Annotated in this window: 19 protein-coding genes and 1 pseudogene; 5 read left to right on the top strand and 15 right to left on the bottom strand. The window is 71.1% G+C overall.

Annotated features, from left to right (window positions below):
- A pseudogene (locus A5702_RS26720) lies at positions 1-930 on the top strand (hypothetical protein); the annotation flags it as partial.
- 10 nt (positions 931-940) lie between these two features.
- Here A5702_RS26720 and A5702_RS12015 read toward each other — a convergent pair.
- Complete coding sequence (locus tag A5702_RS12015; protein WP_068220915.1) at positions 941-1,972, bottom strand: NAD(P)-dependent oxidoreductase; 1,032 nt, start codon at positions 1,970-1,972, stop codon at positions 941-943.
- Positions 1,969-2,745: an S-methyl-5'-thioadenosine phosphorylase gene (locus A5702_RS12010; protein WP_055404925.1), complete on the bottom strand. Its 777-nt coding sequence runs from the start codon at positions 2,743-2,745 to the stop codon at positions 1,969-1,971. The genes A5702_RS12015 and A5702_RS12010 overlap by 4 nt, the downstream gene beginning before the upstream one ends.
- 74 nt (positions 2,746-2,819) lie before the next feature.
- Here A5702_RS12010 and A5702_RS12005 point away from each other — a divergent pair, with 74 nt between their 5' ends.
- Entirely contained in the window at positions 2,820-3,692 is an 873-nt protein-coding gene (locus A5702_RS12005) for a 1,4-dihydroxy-2-naphthoate polyprenyltransferase (RefSeq protein ID WP_055404926.1), read from the top strand.
- Between the two features lie 100 nt (positions 3,693-3,792).
- Complete coding sequence (gene fabH / locus A5702_RS12000; RefSeq protein WP_055404927.1) at positions 3,793-4,800, top strand: beta-ketoacyl-ACP synthase III; 1,008 nt, start codon at positions 3,793-3,795, stop codon at positions 4,798-4,800.
- On the opposite strand, the gene A5702_RS11995 is transcribed toward fabH, so the two are convergent.
- Entirely contained in the window at positions 4,794-5,156 is a 363-nt protein-coding gene (locus tag A5702_RS11995) for a DUF4229 domain-containing protein (RefSeq protein WP_055404928.1), read from the bottom strand. The genes fabH and A5702_RS11995 overlap by 7 nt on opposite strands.
- Before the next feature lie 46 nt (positions 5,157-5,202).
- Here A5702_RS11995 and A5702_RS26310 point away from each other — a divergent pair, with 46 nt between their 5' ends.
- Positions 5,203-5,355 carry a hypothetical protein gene (locus tag A5702_RS26310; protein ID WP_156349684.1) on the top strand — a complete coding sequence of 51 codons (153 nt, stop codon included), beginning with the start codon at positions 5,203-5,205 and terminating at the stop codon, positions 5,353-5,355.
- A gap of 8 nt (positions 5,356-5,363) precedes the next feature.
- Here the strand turns inward: A5702_RS26310 and A5702_RS11990 are convergent, their stop codons facing one another.
- The 8 genes from A5702_RS11990 to A5702_RS11955 all read right to left on the bottom strand — a co-directional run bounded on the left by A5702_RS11990 (position 5,364) and on the right by A5702_RS11955 (position 13,030).
- Positions 5,364-6,632: a MinD/ParA family protein gene (locus tag A5702_RS11990; RefSeq protein ID WP_369808557.1), complete on the bottom strand. Its 1,269-nt coding sequence runs from the start codon at positions 6,630-6,632 to the stop codon at positions 5,364-5,366.
- Positions 6,633-6,696: 64 nt separating this feature from the next.
- Entirely contained in the window at positions 6,697-7,674 is a 978-nt protein-coding gene (gene ccsB / locus A5702_RS11985) for a c-type cytochrome biogenesis protein CcsB (RefSeq protein ID WP_068220912.1), read from the bottom strand.
- Entirely contained in the window at positions 7,671-9,248 is a 1,578-nt protein-coding gene (locus A5702_RS11980) for a cytochrome c biogenesis protein ResB (protein ID WP_068220908.1), read from the bottom strand. Before A5702_RS11980 ends, ccsB begins: the two co-directional genes overlap by 4 nt.
- 59 nt (positions 9,249-9,307) lie before the next feature.
- Positions 9,308-10,087, bottom strand: a complete 780-nt coding sequence (locus A5702_RS11975) for a cytochrome c biogenesis CcdA family protein (RefSeq protein WP_068220905.1) — start codon at positions 10,085-10,087, stop codon at positions 9,308-9,310.
- Complete coding sequence (locus A5702_RS11970; RefSeq protein WP_055404932.1) at positions 10,084-10,674, bottom strand: TlpA disulfide reductase family protein; 591 nt, start codon at positions 10,672-10,674, stop codon at positions 10,084-10,086. The genes A5702_RS11975 and A5702_RS11970 overlap by 4 nt, the downstream gene beginning before the upstream one ends.
- A 5-nt stretch (positions 10,675-10,679) precedes the next feature.
- Complete coding sequence (locus A5702_RS11965) at positions 10,680-11,285, bottom strand: histidine phosphatase family protein (RefSeq protein WP_068220902.1); 606 nt, start codon at positions 11,283-11,285, stop codon at positions 10,680-10,682.
- A complete protein-coding gene (gene hemL, locus A5702_RS11960) occupies positions 11,285-12,628 on the bottom strand; it encodes a glutamate-1-semialdehyde 2,1-aminomutase (RefSeq protein WP_068220899.1) in 1,344 nt (447 codons plus the stop codon). The genes A5702_RS11965 and hemL overlap by 1 nt, the downstream gene beginning before the upstream one ends.
- Before the next feature lie 57 nt (positions 12,629-12,685).
- Positions 12,686-13,030 carry a hypothetical protein gene (locus A5702_RS11955; protein ID WP_068220896.1) on the bottom strand — a complete coding sequence of 115 codons (345 nt, stop codon included), beginning with the start codon at positions 13,028-13,030 and terminating at the stop codon, positions 12,686-12,688.
- Positions 13,031-13,103: 73 nt separating this feature from the next.
- Between A5702_RS11955 and A5702_RS11950 the strand changes: the two genes are divergently transcribed.
- Positions 13,104-13,499 (top strand): nitroreductase family deazaflavin-dependent oxidoreductase, encoded by a 396-nt coding sequence (locus A5702_RS11950; protein ID WP_068220930.1) that lies wholly within the window; start codon positions 13,104-13,106, stop codon positions 13,497-13,499.
- 3 nt (positions 13,500-13,502) lie between these two features.
- Here the strand turns inward: A5702_RS11950 and A5702_RS11945 are convergent, their stop codons facing one another.
- The 4 genes from A5702_RS11945 to A5702_RS11930 are packed head-to-tail and all read right to left on the bottom strand — an operon-like array spanning position 13,503 to position 18,181.
- Positions 13,503-14,855: an amino acid permease gene (locus A5702_RS11945; protein WP_068220893.1), complete on the bottom strand. Its 1,353-nt coding sequence runs from the start codon at positions 14,853-14,855 to the stop codon at positions 13,503-13,505.
- Positions 14,856-14,876: 21 nt separating this feature from the next.
- Positions 14,877-15,617 carry a class I SAM-dependent methyltransferase gene (locus tag A5702_RS11940; protein WP_156669590.1) on the bottom strand — a complete coding sequence of 247 codons (741 nt, stop codon included), beginning with the start codon at positions 15,615-15,617 and terminating at the stop codon, positions 14,877-14,879.
- 55 nt (positions 15,618-15,672) lie between these two features.
- Positions 15,673-17,028, bottom strand: a complete 1,356-nt coding sequence (locus tag A5702_RS11935; protein ID WP_068220891.1) for an MFS transporter — start codon at positions 17,026-17,028, stop codon at positions 15,673-15,675.
- Between the two features lie 4 nt (positions 17,029-17,032).
- Positions 17,033-18,181, bottom strand: a complete 1,149-nt coding sequence (locus A5702_RS11930) for an LLM class flavin-dependent oxidoreductase (protein WP_055404579.1) — start codon at positions 18,179-18,181, stop codon at positions 17,033-17,035.
- Positions 18,182-18,514: the final 333 nt, after the last annotated feature.

Genomic DNA, 18,514 nt, shown 5'->3' with positions numbered 1-18,514 from the left:
GTCGCCGTGCTGGTCGCCTCCCGGTGGTTGCTGCGCGGCACTAGGGCGGCCCGGCTGGCCACGGTCGCGCTCGGCGCCTCGACGCTGGTCGCGGGGGTCCTGGTGTGGGTCCTGCCGATCGGCCGCGACGTCGACGCGTTCCACGGCATCGCGCAGAACACCTCGACCGCCGGGGTGGGGTTCGAGGGCTACCTGGCGTGGGCCGCGGCGGCGGCGATCTTCGCGCCGCGAACCCTCTTCGGTCACCGCAACACGATCCGCGCCGAGGAGACCTCCTGGCGGGCCGCGGCCCGAAACGGCTTGCTGCTCATAGCCGTATGGGGGCTGGGCTCGATGCTGATGCGGCTGACCGACCTCTTCGTCGCCGTGAGCCTGGATTACCCGTTCTCTCGGTACGACAGCGTGGTGCTGGCCGGATTCGACCTGGCTACCGCGCTTCTCGCAATCTGGCTGCGGATCAACCTGGCCGACGCCACCCGCTCCGCCCGACTGATCTCGTCGCTGTGCGGGCTGGTCGCCACGCTGAGCGTCGCCCGCGTCGTGGTCGGTGTGGTGCTGGCGCCCCGGTTCGCGGATTCACCCAATTCGCCCGCGCAGCACCCGGTTTACGGCAACAACCTCGCCCAGCAGATCACCAGCACCTTCGACGTGGCGCTGTGCGGCCTGGCCCTGTGCATCCTGGGGGCCGCCATCGTCACCGGGCAGCTGCGCGGCCGCCGCGCGCGCCGCCGCCGCGCCGCCCGTAGGCCGGCCGCCCCGGCCGCGCCCGCCGAGCCCAGGGCGCGCGTCCCGGTGGGCCACGCCGCCCCGCCGTCGGCCGCCGCCACCACCCGGATCAGCACCGGCCCCCGGCTCTTCCGCGGCGACGACTCCGCGACGCGACAGATCCCCCTGCAGAAACCGAAGATCTACCGGCCGCCGCAGGCGTAAGGCGCTGCGCTCAGCGCAGCGGCGCGAACGCGAAGTCGCGCAGGCCCTCGGCCGGGTCGACGGTCGCGCGAAAGCCCAACACCTCCGCCGCCCGGGACGGGTCGGCGACGATGTGGCGCACGTCGCCGCTGCGGTACTGGCCCGTGATCACCGGCGCGAGCCCACCGCCGCGGGCCTCGCACAGCGCCGAGGCCACCCGCAGGATCGACACGGGCCGCCCCGAACAGACGTTGACCGCGGTGAATCCCCCCAGCGTCGACGCCGCGGCCGCAAGGTTGGCCGCGGCCACGTCGTCGACGTGGACGAAGTCGCGCATCTGCCCGCCGTCCTCGAAAACCCTTGGCGCGTCCCCCTTTTCCAGGGATGAGCGGAAGATCGCCGCCACCCCGGAGTACGGGGTGTCGCGGGGCATCCCGGGACCGTAGACGTTGTGGTAGCGCAACGCCACCACGGAGCCGCCGGTCGACTCCGACCACGCCAGCGCGTAGTGCTCCTGCGCGGTCTTGCCGGCGGCGTACAGGCTGCGCGGCCGCAGCGCGGCGTCCTCGTCGACAAGCCGCCACTGCAGTTCCTCGCCGCCGACCGGGCAGCGGTGTTCGAAGATGCCGGCGTCCAGGTCGGCGCGCCCTCGCGGCAGGGGGTCGACCTGCCCGTGCCGCTCGCAGTGGTAGCGGCCCTGCCCGTAAACGACCATCGACGACGCCAGCACCAGGCGGCCCACCCCGGCGGCGAACATCTGCGCCAGCAGCACCGTGGTGGCGTAGTCGTTGTGGCCGCCGTAGGCGGGGGCGTCGGCGGCGTCCACGCCCGCGCCCACCATCGCCGCCTGATGACAGACCAGGTCCACGCCGTCGAGCAGGGGTGCCAGGGCGTCGGCGTCGCGGACGTCGACGCGGTGACATCCCTGCGGCAGCACCGGATTCGGGCCGTGCGCCGCGGGCAGCAACGCGTCGACGCCGACCACGTCGTGGCCCGCGGCCCGCAGCGCCGCGTCCACCCGCGACCCGATGAAACCGGCGGCACCCGTCAGCAACACCCTCATGGCAACTCGACGGGCAGGGTGACGCCGGTGTGCGGCAGGCAGTGGGTGCAGTTGCGTTCGCTGTCGACCCGGCCGATCGCGTCGCGCACCAGCTCCTTGAATCCCCCGATGTTCTTCTCGAATTCGGCGAACACCTCGACGGCGGTCACACGCTCACCCGGCGCCACCCCGGCATCCAGGTCGGTGACCAAAGCGATTGTCGCGTAGCACATTTCGAGTTCCCGGGCGAGCACCGCCTCTGGATAGCCGGTCATGTTGACCAACGAGAACCCCGCCGAGGCGAACCACTGGCTTTCGGCGCGCGTGGAGAAGCGGGGCCCCTGGATCACCACCATGGTGCCGCCGTCGACCACCCCGGGCAGCCCGGTGACGGCGGCGCGCAGGGTGGGGCAGTACGGGTCGGCGAAGTCGACGTGGATGCCGCCGGAGTCGAAGTAGGTGTCCGGCCGGCCTCGGGTGCGATCGACCAGCTGGTCGGGCACCACGACGGCGCCGGGACCGTTCTCCGGTTTGAGGCTGCCGACGGCGCACGGGCCGAATATCCGTCGCACCCCGAGCTTGCGCAGCGCCCACATGTTGGCCCGGTAGGGCACGGTGTGCGCCGAGAACTCGTGGCTGGCCCCGTGCCGGGGCAGGAAGGCGACCTCGTGCCCGCCGGCGGCGCCGATCGTCACCGGGGCGCTGGGCGGGCCGTAGGGGGTGTCGACCTCGATGGTGCGGGTGCCGGAGTCGAAGAACGTGTAAAAGCCGCTGCCGCCGATGACTCCGAGCATCCGCCCATTGTGGTGCATGCCCCCGGCCCGATCGCGGGTGCGGGGCCGCGCGCGGCTCCTGGCAGGATGCGTGCGTGGCCAATTTCGGGCAGTGGATCTCCGGCGCGCGGCCGCGGACGCTCCCCAACGCGGTGGCGCCGGTGGTGGCGGGCACCGGCGCGGCGGCGTGGCTGGGATCCGCCGTGTGGTGGAAGGCGCTGCTGGCGCTGGCGGTCGCGGTGGCGCTGACCGTCGGGGTCAACTACGCCAACGACTATTCGGACGGCATTCGTGGCACCGACGACGACCGCGCCGGCCCCATGCGCCTGGTGGGCTCGCGGCTGGCCACCCCGCGCGCGGTGCTCACCGCCGCGGTGGCGAGCCTGACCGTCGGGGCGGCCGCCGGCGTGGCCCTCGCGCTCGTCAGCGCGCCGTGGCTGATCGCGGTGGGCGCGGTGTGCATCGCCGGCGCCTGGCTGTACACGGGCGGCTCGAAGCCCTACGGCTACGCCGGTTTCGGCGAAGTCGCCGTGTTCGTGTTCTTCGGCCTGGTCGCCGTGCTCGGCACCGAGTACACCCAGGCCTTGCGGGTCGACTGGGTGGGGCTGGCGCTGGCGGTGGCGATCGGGGCGCTGTCGTCCTCGGTGCTGGTGGCCAACAATCTGCGCGACATCCCCACCGACGCTCAGTCGGGCAAGATCACGCTCGCGGTGCGGCTGGGCGATGGCCGCACCCGCGTGCTGTACCAGGCGCTGCTGGCGACCGCGGGCGTGCTGACGCTGGTGCTGATGGCGGCCACGCCGTGGTGCGCCGTGGGATTCGTGGCCACGCCGCTGGCGCTGCGCGCGGCCCGGCCGGTGCGCTCGGGGCGCGGCGGCCCGGAGCTGATTCCGGTCCTGCGCGATACCGGCCTGGCCATGGTCGTGTGGGCGATCGCGGTGGCCGCCGCTTTGGGGCTGGCCGGCTGATCGGCCGTGCGCGCGGCGGGCGATGGGATAACAATGAGGGACCGGCGTCGCGACTGACGGCCATAGACGCCCACCGAGCCAACACCGATCGGGGACAGCAATGACGCAGATCGCCGCGACCAGTGGACCGACGAACATCGGATTGCTCAGCGTCGGGGCGTACCGCCCCGAGCGCGTGGTCACCAACGACGAGATATGCGAGAACATCGAGTCGTCCGACGAGTGGATCTTCTCCCGGACCGGGATCAAGACGCGGCGCTTCGCCGCGCGCGACGAGTCCGCCGCGTCGATGGCCACCGAGGCGGGTCGGCAGGCGATCGCGACCGCCGCGCTGACGCCGTCGGACATCGACTGCGTGATCGTGGCGACCAGCACGCACTTCCTGCAGACCCCGGCGTGCGCCCCGGCGGTCGCCGCGGCGCTGGGCGCCACCGGCGTGCCCGCGTTCGACGTCTCGGCCGGATGCGCCGGCTTCGGCTACGCGCTGGGCGTCGCGGCCGACATGATCCGCGGCGGCACCGCCGCCAAGGTGCTGGTCCTCGGTTCGGAGAAGCTGTCCCCCACCGTCGACATGCAAGACCGCACCAACTGCTTCATCTTCGCCGACGGCGCGGCGGGCGTGGTGGTGGGCGAGACGCCCGATCAGGGCATCGGCCCGACCGTCTGGGGCAGCGACGGAGAACAGGCGCTGGCGATTCGGCAGGACATCGACTGGATCGACTACATGGACGAGCCCACGGGCCCCCGCCCCTTCCTGCGGCTGGAGGGAAGCGCGGTGTTCCGCTGGGCGGCCTTCGAGATGGGCAAGGTCGGCCGGCAGGCGATGGACGCGGCGGGTGTGCGGCCCGACGAGATCGACGTGTTCGTGCCGCACCAGGCCAACAGCCGAATCAACGAGGTGCTCGCCAAGAGCCTGGACCTGCGGCCGGACGCCGTCGTCGCCAACGACATCGAACACACCGGGAACACCTCAGCGGCTTCCATCCCGCTGGCGATGGCCGAACTGCTGGCAACCGGGGCGGCCAACCCGGGCGACCTGGCCCTGCTGATCGGTTACGGCGCGGGCCTCAGCTACGCCGCTCAGGTCGTGCGGATGCCCAACTACTGATCCTTCGCGTCGTCGGCCACCGCGTCGCCGTGCAGCCGCGCCCGCAGTTGCGCGCGTTCCCGGCGCCGGCGCTCACCGGCGATCGCCAGCGACGCGGTGGCGCGCCGGCGCAGCGGCCCGAACAGCCAGATGCCCAGGGGCATGGCGATGATCAGAGCGAACAACGCGGCGACCACGATCGGGAACTGGCTGACCCCCATCAGCCGCGCCGCCCCGTAGATCGCGGCGGCCAGCACCACCGCCAAGACCAGCCGCGCCCCGGCGTAGAGCAACACGTCCGCGGCCGCCCGTCGCCCGGCGCCCGGCGTCCCGCGCCCCGGGTCGCCAGTGTTGTTGTCGTTGGCTCCTTCTGACACAAGGGAGAGCCTACGGCGCGGGTATATTCGGCAAAGGAGGTGTTGAGTGCTCTACCTGCTGCTCGTCCTGATTTTGGGGACGCTGATCTACGTTGGCTGGCGGACGGCGCGGTCGCAGACCCACCGGGCGAAGACGCGCGTCATCGGGCCGGACGACGATCCAGAGTTCTTGCGGCGGTTAGGTCACGGCGACAAATAGCCCTCGCGCTACGCGACCCCGGGGTTGCGCTGGTCGCCCGGGAAGCCGTCGGCGACGATGGCCGCCAGCTCGGTGAGCGCCTCGCGGGTCGACCGCTTCAGCCGGTCCAAGTCGATCTCGGCGCCCTCTTCCAGATGCGGGTCGAACGGCACCACCTGGACGGCGCGGCAGCGCCGCGAGAAGTGCTCGACCACCTTGTTCATGTCGACCTTGCCCGTCCGCGGGCGCACCGCGTTGATGACCGCGACCGAGTTGCGGACCATCTCCTCGTGGCCGTGCGCGTCCAGCCAGTCCAGCGTCGCCGACGCGCTGCGCGCCCCGTCGATGGACCCCGAGCTGACGACGACGAGAACGTCGGCCTTCTCGAGCACCGAGGCCATCACCGAGTGCAGCAGCCCCGGCCCGCAGTCGGTGAGCACCAGGCCGTAGAACCGCTCCAGGATGTCCAAGACCCGGGTGTAGTCCTCGGCGCTGAACGCCTCCGAAATGGCCGGGTCGGTTTCCGAGGCCAGCACCTCCAGGCCGCTGGGGCCCTTCGAGGTGTAGCGGCGGACGTCGCTGTAGCGCTCGATGGTCCCGGCGTCGTGCAGCAGCTGGCGCACCGTCGCCGCCGTCTCCAGCGGGATCTTCTGGCTCAGCGTGCCGCGGTCGGGGTTGGCGTCGACCGCGACCACCCGGTCGCCGCGGATGGTGGCGAAGGTGGCGCCCATCGTCGCGGCGATCGTGGTCTTGCCGACGCCGCCCTTGAGCGACACCATGGCGATCCGGTAGCAGCCCCGCAGCGGCCGGTTCACCTGTGCCACCAGGTTGTTGTAACGGGCGGCCCGCGGGCTCTCCCCGAGGTTGATCAGGTGGCCGGACAGTTCGTAGAGCAGCCGGCGCCAGCCCTCCGACGGCGGCGGCTTGACGGGCCGCAGCAACATGCCGGTGGACAGCTCCGGGTACGGCGTGTGCGGCAGCGGCTCGGGCCGCGGCGGGACCTGGGCGGGCGGCGCGTCGGCGGGCGGGGCGTAGTAGGCGCCGTACACCGTCGGGTCGACCCGCGGGATGCCGGTCACCGGGGTGGCGTCCCACGGCGGCATCCCGGCGGGCCTGGGCGCGGCGGGCGGCGGGGCGTCGCGGCGCTCGGGACCGGGGACCCGGCGTTCGGTGCGGAACCCGGCGAAGGCGCGGGTGGGCGCTTCGCCGCCGTCGGCCGCTGACTCGTCGGCGCCGGCCGGCGCGCCCTCGGTCCCCTGCGGAGGCAGTTGCGTCGTCGGCTGATCGGGCGCCCCCACGCCCGTGGATGGTTGGTCGGACACGTGCACTCCCCCTCGTTTCACTTGGGTCGGTTGCTGGCGGTCACCCCACGCCCGCATACGAATGCAGGCCCACGGTCACCAGGTTAACGAAGAACAGATTGAAGACCATGGCCACGAACCCCGCGACGTTGATCCAGGCCGCCTTCCTGTCCCGCCATCCCGCCGTCGACCTGGCGTGCAGGTAGGCGGCGTAGATCACCCACGCGACGAAGGACACCGTCTCCTTGGGATCCCAGCCCCAGTACCGGCCCCAGGCCTCCTCGGCCCAGATCGCGCCGAAAATGACGCCGAAACCGAACACCGGGAAGGCGAAGATCGTGGTCCGGTAGGCGACCCGGTCCAGCGTCTGCGCGTCGGGGAAGCGCCGCACGATCCGGGCCAGCGCCCCCTCGGCGCCCGGTTCACCCAGGCGCGACGTGCGCAACAGGAACAGGATGCTCGCGATGCCGGCGACCATGAACACCCCGGAGCCCAGGCTCACCACCGACACGTGGATGGGCAGCCAATAGGACTGCAGCGCGGGCATCACCGGCGCGGCGTTGGTGTACAGCCAGCGCCCGGACACCGTGAGCAGGATCAGCACGGGCACCAACAGGAAGACCCACAGCGGTCGGTACTGCGGGCGGCGCAACACGAAAGCCCCGGCGAGTAGCCCGCACATGCAGGTCAAATTGATGAACTCGTACATGTTGCCCCACGGCACGCGCAGCGTGGCCAGGCCGCGCAGCACGATGCAGGCCAACAGCAGCCCGATGCCGAGGTAGACGACGGCCAACCCGGCCCGCCCGACGCGTTCGTCCAACGGACGCCGGGGCGCCTCCTCGACGATGCCGGGGGTGACGCCGTCCGAGGCGACCGCGCCGGCGTGGACGCGCTCGCGCCGGTCGACGCGGCGGGCGCCGGCGTACGCCAGCTCGTAGGCCAGGAGCAGCAGCGCGATGACGAGAGCCACCACGGCCGAGGTGAACGCCCAGTCGGAGTAGCGCGCCAGGCCGATGTTGACGTGCAGCGTGTTCATTTGACGTCCACCTGAGAACTCCTTCTGGACGCGGGGGGCTCGGCTGACGGCGCCACATAGGGCTCGCCCAGACCGGTCAGCACCCGCTCGGTCAACCGCTCGAACTCGTCGCCCCACCCGGAGTTGTCGGTGCGCGCCAGCCCGCCCAGTTCGACGTTCACGGTACCGGCCCCGGGGGTGAGCCTGGCCCACACCCGGCGGCGGCGCACCAGCAGCGACACCAGCAGGCCGGCCATCATGGTGATGGCGAAGACGAGCACCCAGGCCTGCCCGGGGTCGTGCGAGACCTGCAGGTTGACGAACGGGACGGCGCCGTCGAAGCGGACGACGGTGCCGGCGGCCGGGCCCTGGTCGATGCGCACCTCCTGGCCGGCCCGCAGGTTGACGCGCTTCTCCTTGGTCAGCCGGCCCTGCTGGATCAGCCGCGGATCGAGCGTGAACAGCGATTGGGGCCGCCCGGTGTCCAGGCCGGTGTCCCCGCGGTAGATGTCGACGGCCACCGCCGGGGCGTTGAGGGCCGGGAAACTCGACGACAACAGCGTGCCGTCGAGCTGCTCGGTGGGCGCCAGCAGGCCCTGGATCGCGATCTCGTGCTGGCGGCGCTCGGCGGGGTTGGGGTAGGTGCCGGCGGGCGGGTCGATGCGCGCCACTCCGGAGGAGAGCAGGGTCTGCGGATTGTCGGGCCGCCACTGCACGGTCGACGTCCGCGTCTGCCCGTCCGGGAACCGCACGGTGAAGGTGGGCGCGTACCCGTGGCCCTGCAGGTACACCCGGTCGCCGCCGACCCGCAGCGGGTGGTTGACCTCCAACAGGTAGGGCCGCCAGTTGTTGGCCGCCACGTCGCGGCCGGCCTGGTAGTCGATGTCGGCGGCGAACGAGGTGGCCTGCCCCGACGGCAGGTAGTGCGCGGCAAAGTCGTTGACCCGGATGCAGATCGGGTTCAGCGATGTGCCGTCGACGGTGTTGCCGGCGCGGAAGGAGTCGAACGCGGCCGGCGAGGCCGAGCAGAAGCCCGGGCCGGAGTCGGCGATGACGATGACGTTGCCCTCGTAGCCGAACAGCTTGCCGACGGCCACCGCGACCAGCAGGCCCAGCAACGAGAAGTGGAAGACGATGTTGCCGAACTCTCGCAGATAGCCCCTCTCGGCCGACACCTCGACGACTTCGCCTTCGTGCCGGATGGCCGTGCGCCAGCCGCGCAGCCGCCGGGTGATCCTGTTGGCCAGGGCGTTGAGGTCCGCGGCGTCGGCGGAGAGCTCGGCGCCGGCGTGCTTGGGCAGCCGGGCGAGGTTGCGCGGCGCGGCCACCGGGGTGGCGCGCAGGCTGCGGGCGTGCTCGATCATCCGCGGGGTCAGGCAGCCGACCAGCGAGACGAACAGCAGGACGTAAATGGCGGTGAACCAGAAACTGGAGAACACGCTGAACGCCTGCAGCCGATCCAGCCACGGGCCGATCACGGGGTGCGCCTTGAGGTAGTCGTCGACCTTGCCGGCGTTGAGGCTGCGCTGCGGCAGCAGCGCCCCGGGTATCGCGCCGAGCGCGAGCAGGAACAGCAGCACCAGCGCGGTGCCCATGGACGTCAACGCCCGCCAGGTGTTGCGCCCCTTGGAAACGAGGCCAGCGATCGCCCGGCTCAAATCGGCAGCCTCACGTCGGACACGAACGCGTCGCGCAGCCAGGAGACGAAGTCGTTCCACACCCCGGTGACCAGCAGGGCGCCGACGGCGATGAGCAGCGCGCCGCCGAAGATCTGGATGGCGCGGGTGTGGCGGCGCAACCAGCCCAGCGCCCCCACCGCGCCCGCCGAGCCGAAGGCCAGCAGCACGAACGGGATGCCCAGGCCCAGGCAGTACGCGATCACCAGGACGATCCCGCGGGCCACGCTCGCGCCGTCGGTGGCCGAGGCCACCGTGATCACGCCGGCCAGCGTGGGCCCCAGGCACGGCGTCCAGCCCAGCGCGAACACCGCGCCCAGCAGCGGCGCCCCGGCGACGGTCGTCACCTGCCGCGGGCTGAACCGGGCCTGGCGTTGCAGGGCGGGGATGAGGCCGACGAACACCAGCCCCATGACGATCGTCAGCACGCCGCCAACCCGCTGCAGCAGCAGCTGGTTGGTGATCAGCGTGGTGGTCATGCCCAGGACGGCGACGGTGCCCAGCACGAACACCGCGGTGAAGCCCGCGACGAACAGCGCTGCCGAGCCCGCGACCCGCCACCGCGCCGAGGGTGGGGCCTTGACGGCGCCGGGCGGCGGCTGCTCGTCCACCCCGACGACGGCCGCGAGGTAGGACAGATAGCCGGGCACCAGCGGCACCACGCAGGGCGAGGCGAACGACACCAGCCCCGCCAGCAGGCACACTCCGAGCGCCACCAGGAGTGGGCCGGCGGCGGCGATCTGGGTGAAACCGGTCATCGCTCTTGGGCCAGCTTCTGGACCACGGGCTGCAGGTCGGCGGCCAGCAGTTCGCGCAGAAACACCGCCGCGACCCGGTGCTGGCGGTCCAGCACCAGCGTGGACGGGATGACGGTGGTGGGGTATTTGCCGCCGAACGCGATCAGGGTCCGCATCGCCGGGTCGTAGATGGACGGGTAGGTCACGTGGCGGTCGTTGACGAAGTCGAGCGCCGCCTGCCGGTTACTGTCGCGCACGTCGATGCCCAGGAACGACACCCCGGCGTCGCGGGTCGCGTCGTACACCTGTTGCAGCTGGGCAACCTCGGCCCGGCAGGGCCCGCACCACTGCCCCCAGACGTTGATGACAACGACCCGGCCGGCGAAGATCGGGTCGTCCAGGGACAACGGGTGGGCGGGGTCGGCCAGGTCGGGCCCCGACAGCGGGCCGGGGCGGCCGCGCGCGGACGGCGGGTTGTAGTAGATGTCGGTCTTCCCGCCCGGGGAGACGAATTCGAAGGTGCCGCCCTGGGCCACCGCGTCGTGACCGGAAGAGCAGCCCGCCACCAGGGCGGCCACCGCCGCCCCGGCCACCGCCAGCCGCCGCATGATTTTCAGCCCGCCGGTTCCTGGTATTCGACGTCGACCAGCCGGTCGCCCTCGTACACCAGCGTGGTGATCGAGCACAGCCCGCACTCCCGCCGCCGCGGGTCGTGCCAGAGCCGCTGGCCGGTCACGTGCAGCCGCAGCGTCCACACCGGCAGTTGATGGCTGACGCACACCACCTCGCGGCCGGCGGCGCGGGCGCGCGCCTTGTCCGCCGCGGTCGTCATGCGCGCGGCGATCTCCGCGTACGGTTCGCCCCACGACGGCCGGAACGGGTTGCGCAGCTGCCACCAGAACCGCGGGTCGCGCCAGGCGCCGTCGCCCGGGCCGACGCGGCGGCCCTCGAAGAAATTCGCCGATTCGATCAGGTCCGGATCGGTGTCGATGGCGACGCCGTGCTTGGCGGCGATGGGCTCGGCGGTCTCCTGGGCCCGTTGCAGCGGGGAGGCGATCACGGCGGCGACGTCGCGGCCCGCCAGCGCGTCGGCGACCGCGGCCGCCTGCGCCCTGCCCTTGTCGGACAGGTGGAACCCCGGCAGCCGGCCGTAGAGGACGCCGCTGGGGTTGTACACCTCGCCGTGGCGCACCACGTGCACCCGGGTCTGCTCGGCCATCAGGGCTTGTCCTCTCCGGCGGCCGCTTCGGCCGCCCGCCGGGCGGCAAAGGGCACTGCTTCGGCGATCCGGTCGAACGCCGCGTCGTCCAGCGCCGCCGAGACGAACCAAGCTTCGAAGGCGCTACACGGCGGGTAGACGCCCGCGTCGAGCAGGGCGTGGAAGAACGACGGGTACCGCCAGGTCTGGCTGGCGCGCGCGGACGCGAAGTCCGTCACTGGCGTGTCGGTGAAGAACACGCTGAGCATGTTGCCGGCCCGCGAAAGCTGATGCGCCACACCGGCATTCGTCAACGCTTCGGTGAGCAGGGCGGCCAGCCGGTCGGCGTTGGTGTCCAGCGCGGCGTAGACGGCGTCGTCGGCGGCGCGCAGCGTCGCCAGGCCGGCGGCCACGGCGACCGGGTTCCCGGACAACGTGCCGGCCTGATAGACCGGCCCCAGCGGCGCCAGCCGTTCCATCACCTCGGCGCGCCCGCCGAACGCGGCGGCCGGCAGGCCGCCGCTCATCACCTTGCCGAAGGTGAACAGGTCGGCGTCGACGGGATCGATTCCGTACCAACCGCTTCGGCTGACCCGGAAACCGGTCATCACCTCGTCGACGATCAGCAGCGCCCCGTGCTCGGCGGTGATCGCGCGCAGCGCGGCGTTGTAGCCGTTCGCGGGCGGGACGACGCCCATGTTGCCGGGGCTGGCTTCGGTGATCACCGCGGCGATCTGGTCGCCGAGCTCGGTGAAGGTGTGCCGCACGGCGTCAATGTCGTTGTAGGGCAACACGATCGTGTCGGCCGCCGCCGCGCCGGTGACCCCGGGCGAGGACGGTAGGCCCAGCGTCGCCACCCCGGAACCCGCGTCGGCGAGCAGCGCGTCGGCGTGGCCGTGATAGCAGCCGGAGAACTTGACGATCTTGGGTCTGCCGGTGAAGCCGCGGGCCAGCCGGATCGCGCTCATCGTGGCCTCGGTGCCGGAGTTGACCAGTCGGATCCGCTCGACGGGCGGCACCCGTCCGATGATCTCGCCGGCCAGCTCGCTCTCGGCCGGGGTGGGGGCGCCGAACGACAGGCCGGACGCGGCGGCCCGGGTGACGGCGTCGACGACGGCGGGGTGCGCGTGTCCCAGGATCATCGGGCCCCACGAGCAGACCAGGTCCACGTAGCGATTGCCGTCGGCGTCGGTGAGCCAGTACCCGTTGGCCTCGGTGATGAAGCGCGGGGTCCCGCCCACCGCGGTGAACGCCCGCACCGGGGAGTTCACCCCGCCGGGGATGACCGCGCAGGCGTCGGCGAACAGCCGGGCCGACGCCGCCGTCGTCGCGGCGTGCGCGGTCGCCTGGTCACTGCTTCCCATGACGACCAGTGTCCCAGCTGCCGCGATCGATACAACTACAGGGTGTAGCAGGACAGGTCAGGCGTCGCTTCGCGGGTCGGCTTGCTGGGCGGCCCGGAAATGATGGCGGGCGGCGTCGCGCTCTTTCTCCGCCGCCCGCCGGTGCGCCTCGACGTCCCCTAGGCCCTCCTCGACCGCCCGCTCATGCACCTCGGCGGCGCGTTCGTGCGCGACGGCGGCCTGGTAGTGGCCGTCCCGGTCGCGGCGGTGCGCCTCGTGGTCCCGCTCCTGGGCGTGCTGGGCGCGGTCGGTCGCGCGCTCGACGTCTTGCGGGGTGATGGGTTTCCGGGCGGCCAGGGCTTCACCCCTGCGCTTGAGCTCCGCGGCGCGCTGGGCCGCGTCGTTACCCGGCGAGTCGCCCATGTTCAGACACTAGACCCGTTCGCCGCGAAAAGTTTGGTTGCTGCCGGGCGGCGCGGGCGAGTTGGATGGCGGTATGCAGATGCCGCAGGGGCTCGCCCGGTTCAACCGTCACGTCACCAATCCGATCCAGCGGCTGTGGGCCGGCTGGCTGCCGCCGTTCGGGATCGTCGAACACGTCGGCCGCCGCTCGGGCAAGGGCTACCGCACTCCGGTGAACGTGTTCAGTGCCGACGTCGACGGCAAGCCCGGGGTGGCGATCCTGTTGACCTACGGCCCGGACCGCGACTGGCTGAAGAACCTGAAGGCCGCGGGCGGCGGCCGGATGCGCCGCAACGGCAAGAGCTTCGGCATCGCCGATCCCCAGGTGGTCAGCAAGGCCGAGGCGGCCGCGCACGTAAAGCCCGGGGCGCGAGCGGTTTTCGCGAGGCTGCCGTTCGAGGACGCGGTGCTGCTGACGAAAACCGGCTGAGCCTCAATCCTCGGCGGGAATCCGACCGCGCCTGCGGGCCACGAAGTACACCCCGATCACCACGCCCCACGACAGCAGACTCAGCCAGAGTTGGCTGCGGGCCGAGCGGTCGAACGCCATCTGCACCAGCACCGCGGTGATCCCGGCCAGGGTGAGGATCGACAACACCGGGAAGAACCACATTTTCACCCGCAACTTGTCGGTTGGGGTGCGGCGGCGAAGAACGATCTGCGACAACGCAATCAGCCAGTAGACGAACAGGATCACGGCGCCCGAGGAGTTGAGCAGGAAGAGGAACACGGTGTTGGGCGCGACGCGCGCCATCACGACGCAGCCGAACCCGACGGCCGACGAGCACAGGATGGCGATGTGCGGAACTCCTCGCCCGCTCAGCTGCACCAGCCGCGTCGGCGCCTCCCCCCGGTCGGCGAGCACGAACAGCATGCGCGATGCGGTATAGAGGCCCGAGTTCAGGCAGGACAGCACCGCGGTGAGCACCACCGCGTTCATCACCTGATCGGCGCCGCGCAGCCCCAGGTGGTTGAGGGCGGCCACGTACGGCGAGGAACCGAGTTCCACGGAGTCCCAGGGCAATATCACCACCAACAGGAACACCGAACCGACGAAGAAGACACCGATGCGCGCCACCACCGATCGGGTCGCCTTTTGAACCGCCAGTTCGGGATCCCGGCTTTCGGCGGCGGCCACCGTGACGATCTCGGCGCCGACCATGGAGAAGATCACCACCACGATGGCGGCGAAGACCGCCCCGACGCCCTTGGGGAAGAACCCGCCGTGAGCGGTGAGGTTGTCCAGTCCGCCGGCGTGGCCCGGCACAAGTCCCAGGACGAACGCCGCGCCCACCGCGAGGAAAATCACGATGGTCGCGACTTTGATTCCGGCGAACCAGAATTCGAATTCACCGAAGGAGGACACCGAGAACAGATTGGTGGCGGTCATCAAGACCATCAGGCCCAGCGACAGCAACCACAGCGGGGCGTGAAACCAGTAGTTGAGCACCTTGCCGCCGGCGACCGCTTCGAAGCCGACCACGATCACCCAGAAGTACCAGTACAGCCAGGCCACCGAGAACCCCGCCCAGCCGCCCAGGGCCTTGCCCGCGTAGTCCGCGAAGGATCCGGTCGACGGGTTCGCGGCCGCCATCTCGCCCAGCATGCGCATCACCAAAACGATCAGCAGACCGCACAGCGCGTACGTCAAAAACGCCGCGGGGCCGGTGTCTTTGATCACCACACCGGAACCGACGAACAACCCGGCACCGATGACACCGCCGAGCGCGATCATGCTGAGCTGACGCTGCGACAGTCCTTGGCGCAGTTGTCCAGTGCCGGCCATCGATGACGGTGTGGGCCGCGGTCAGTCCAGGCGGGTGGCCACCACGGACCACACCGGCAGGTGCACCCGGTGGTCTTCCAGCAGTGGGTCGATGACGCCCAGCCGGTGCACCAGCGGCCGCATCCGCTCCAGGATTTCGCCCTGCTGCTCGGACGCGAACGTCTTCATGGCGTCGAACGTCTCCTTGAGGAAGCGGGCTTGGTAGGTCGTGCTGCCCAGGTAGTCGATGCGCCACCCGTTGGCGCCGAACACCCGCTCGAAGTTGTCGGCGGGGACGGCCGTCCACTGCAGGCCGTTGACGTTGTGGGGGCTGAACTCGAACATGTACAGCCGCGCCCCGGGTTTGGTGGCCCGGTGCAACGCCTGGGCGTACCGCGTCTGGACAACCCCGTCGTTGAGGAAGACGTGATAGAACGCGCTGTCCACCACCGTGTCGAATCGGCCCTCGAAGCCGTCGAGCTTGGTGGCGTCGGCCACCTGGAAATCGACCTGGACCCCGGCGCGCTCGGCGTTGCGCTTGGCGCGCTCGATGGCCGACGGCGAATCGTCGATCCCGGTTGCCGAATACCCATGCGCCGCAAAGTGAATGGCGTGATAGCCCGGGCCGGTACCCGGGTCGAGCACCTCGCCGCGGATCCCGCCGTAGGCCACCAACTGCTGAACGGCCGGCTGCGGGCCGCCGATGTCCCAGGGGATCCGCCGGTCGGCGTGTTCCGCCTCGTCGTACAGCGGTTCGAAACCGGCGACGTTCGCGTCCGTCATGTCTTCTCGCTTCCTCGCGCCTGACGACTGCGAACGAGACTACTGCGCGGACGGCTCAGAGGTGCAGGTCTTGGTCGCGGATCAGCGCCGTGGCGAGCACGCTGATGGCGGCCGTCGCCACCAGGTAGCCGCATGCCAGCCACGGGGCGCCGCCGAGCGCCGCGATGAGCGCGGTCATGATCATCGGGGTGACGCCGGAGGCGTAGATGCCGGAGAACTGGTAGACGAACGACAGCCCGGTGTAGCGGGTGCTGGTGGGATACAGCGACGAGTACAACGTGCCCTGCGCCCCGTAGAACAGCGCATGCACCACGCCGAACACGATGATCAGCGCCGCGCCGAACCAGACCAAATTCCGCGTGCCGAACAGCGCGAAGGCGGGAAACGCGGCGAGGCCGTAGCAGGCGACGCCGGTCAGATACACCCGGCGCGCGCCGAACCGGTCGGTCAGCGCGCCGGACACCGGCAGCAGGACCGCCATCAGCAGGGCCGCGGCGGTCACCACCACCAGGACCGACACCCGGTTGAAGCCCAGGGCCCCGGTGGCGTAGCTGATGGCGAACACGCCCCAGGTGTTGAACGCCGAGCCTTCGGCCCAGCGAGACAGCAAGCCCAGCACGGTGTTTCGCCGTGACCGGGGCTCACGGACGATCTCACGCACGGGCACGGTGGCGGTGGCCTCCGCCTCGCGCAACTCGCGGAAGGCCGGGGTCTCCTCGACCCGCAACCGCACCACGACGCCGATCACCACCAGCACCAGGCTGAGCAGAAAACCGATGCGCCAGCCGTAGGAGAGGAAGCGTGCCGGGCCCAGGGCGATTTGCAGGAAGGCGAATATGCCTGTGCCCAAAGCCAACCCGAGCGCCAGGCCAATCTGGGGAATCGCCCCGAAGCGTCCACGCCGGCCCGCGGGGCTGTGCTCCACGGCGAGCAACACGGCGCCCGCCCACTCGCCACCGAGGGCGAAACCCTGCAAGATCCGCAACGCCAGCAGCAGCAGCGGCGCCCACACCCCGATCTGGGCGGCGGTCGGCAACACCCCGATCAGCGCCGTGGCGATGCCCATGATGAGCATGGTCAGCGCCAGGCTGCGCTTGCGGCCGATCCGGTCCCCGATGTGGCCGAACACCAGCCCGCCGACCGGCCGCATGACGAACCCGACGGCGAACGTCGCGAACGCCAGCAGCGTGCCGACCAGCGAGCTCTCGCTGGGAAAGAAGACCTTGTTGAACACCAGGCCCGCAGCGGTCGCGTAGAGGAAGAAGTCGTACCACTCGACGGTGGTGCCCACCAGGCTGGCCGCGACGACGACCCGCAGGCGATGGCGTTGCTGCGCGGCGGATTCGTCGACCGGGCCGGCGATCGCGTCCAGACCCGCGCCGGTCGCGGGCGCCGGCAATGTAGCCGCCATGGCGTTAGTGGGCCGAGGCGACCGCGAACGGCGTCGCCGATACCGGATGGGACTGGCGCCGGTTGGGATGACGCCACAGGCCCATCCGCTCCAGCAGCGGCAGCACGCCCTCGCCGAACCAGTAGGCCTCTTCCAGGTGCGGATAGCCCGACAGGATGAAGTGGTTGATGCCGAGTTTGGCGTATTCGGCCAGTCGCTCGGCGACCTCGGCGTGCGACCCGACCAGCGCGGTGCCCGCTCCCCCGCGCACCAGGCCCACACCGGCCCACAGGTTGGGCGCGACCAGCAGCCGGCCGCTGTTGCCGCCGTGCAAGTCCAGCATGCGGCGCTGCCCCTCCGACTCGCTGCGCGCCAGGCTGGCCTGCACCCGCTCGACGTCGGCCGGGTCGACGGCGGCCAGCAACCGGTCGGCCTCGGCCCAGGCCTGCTCGGCGGTGTCGCGGCTGATCACGTGAATTCGCAAGCCGTACTGCAGGATTCGGCCGGCATCGACGGCCAGTCCACGGATCCAGTCGAGCTTCTGCGCGACCGCAGCGAGCGGCTCGCCCCAGGTGAGGTACACGTCGGAGTGCTTGGCGGCGACCGGGCCGGCGGAGGCCGACGATCCGCCGAAGAACACCGCCGGTATGGGGTCGGGCGGGTTGTTCAGCTGCGCGCCCTCGATGCGAATGTGTTCACCGGCGAAGGTGACCGGCTCCGGTGAGGTCCACAGCTGGCGCACCACGTGCAGGAACTCGGCGGTGCGCGCGTAGCGCGCCTCCTTATCCAGGTAATCCCCGTAGGCCCGCTGCTCGTGCGGTTCGCCGCCGGTGACGACGTTGAGCAACAGCCGCCCGCCCGAGTGCCGCTGGAACGTTCCGGCCATCTGGGCGGCCAGGGTGGGGCTCAGCAGCCCGGGCCGGAACGCCACCAGGAACTTCAGCGTCTCGGTGGCCTCGACCAGCATCGCGGTCGTCAACCAGGCGTCCTCGCACCACAATCCGGTCGGCGTGAGCACCGCCTCGAAGCCGTTGTCCTCGGCGGCCGCACAGATCTGATGCAAGTACTTCAGCGTGGCGGGCCGGTCGCCGGACATCGGCGTGCCGTGCCCGCCGGCCACCAGGTTCCGGGAATCACCGTAGGTCGGCAAAAACCAATGGAACGCCAGACTCATCCTCGATCCTCTTTCAGACGACGCGACACGAGGGTCCATCCTGCGCAAATCGCGCCCGGCGCGGGAGGGTTGAAACCGTCGAGATTGCATCCCACCCGGGCCGTGCGGCCGGGTGGCGGGAAGGCGGTCCGGCAGGTGGATCGGGCGGACGCCATCCGGCCGCGATCGGCACGTCTTTCGTTGTGGCAGAGAGGAATACGGCCGGAAATCGCGGTGCAGTCGGGCAGCCGGGCCGACGGAACGGCCCCTAGCACGGTCGCGCAGGTAACCGGTTGGAGACCGATCGGTCACGCTAGGTCACACAATGCTTCCATTTCAGCCTGGCTCGGGCGG

The organism is Mycobacterium sp. E3339, assembly GCF_001666915.1.
In the GTDB taxonomy this organism is placed as follows: Bacteria; Actinomycetota; Actinomycetes; order Mycobacteriales; family Mycobacteriaceae; genus Mycobacterium.
This window is presented reverse-complemented; position numbering and strand designations above follow the sequence as displayed.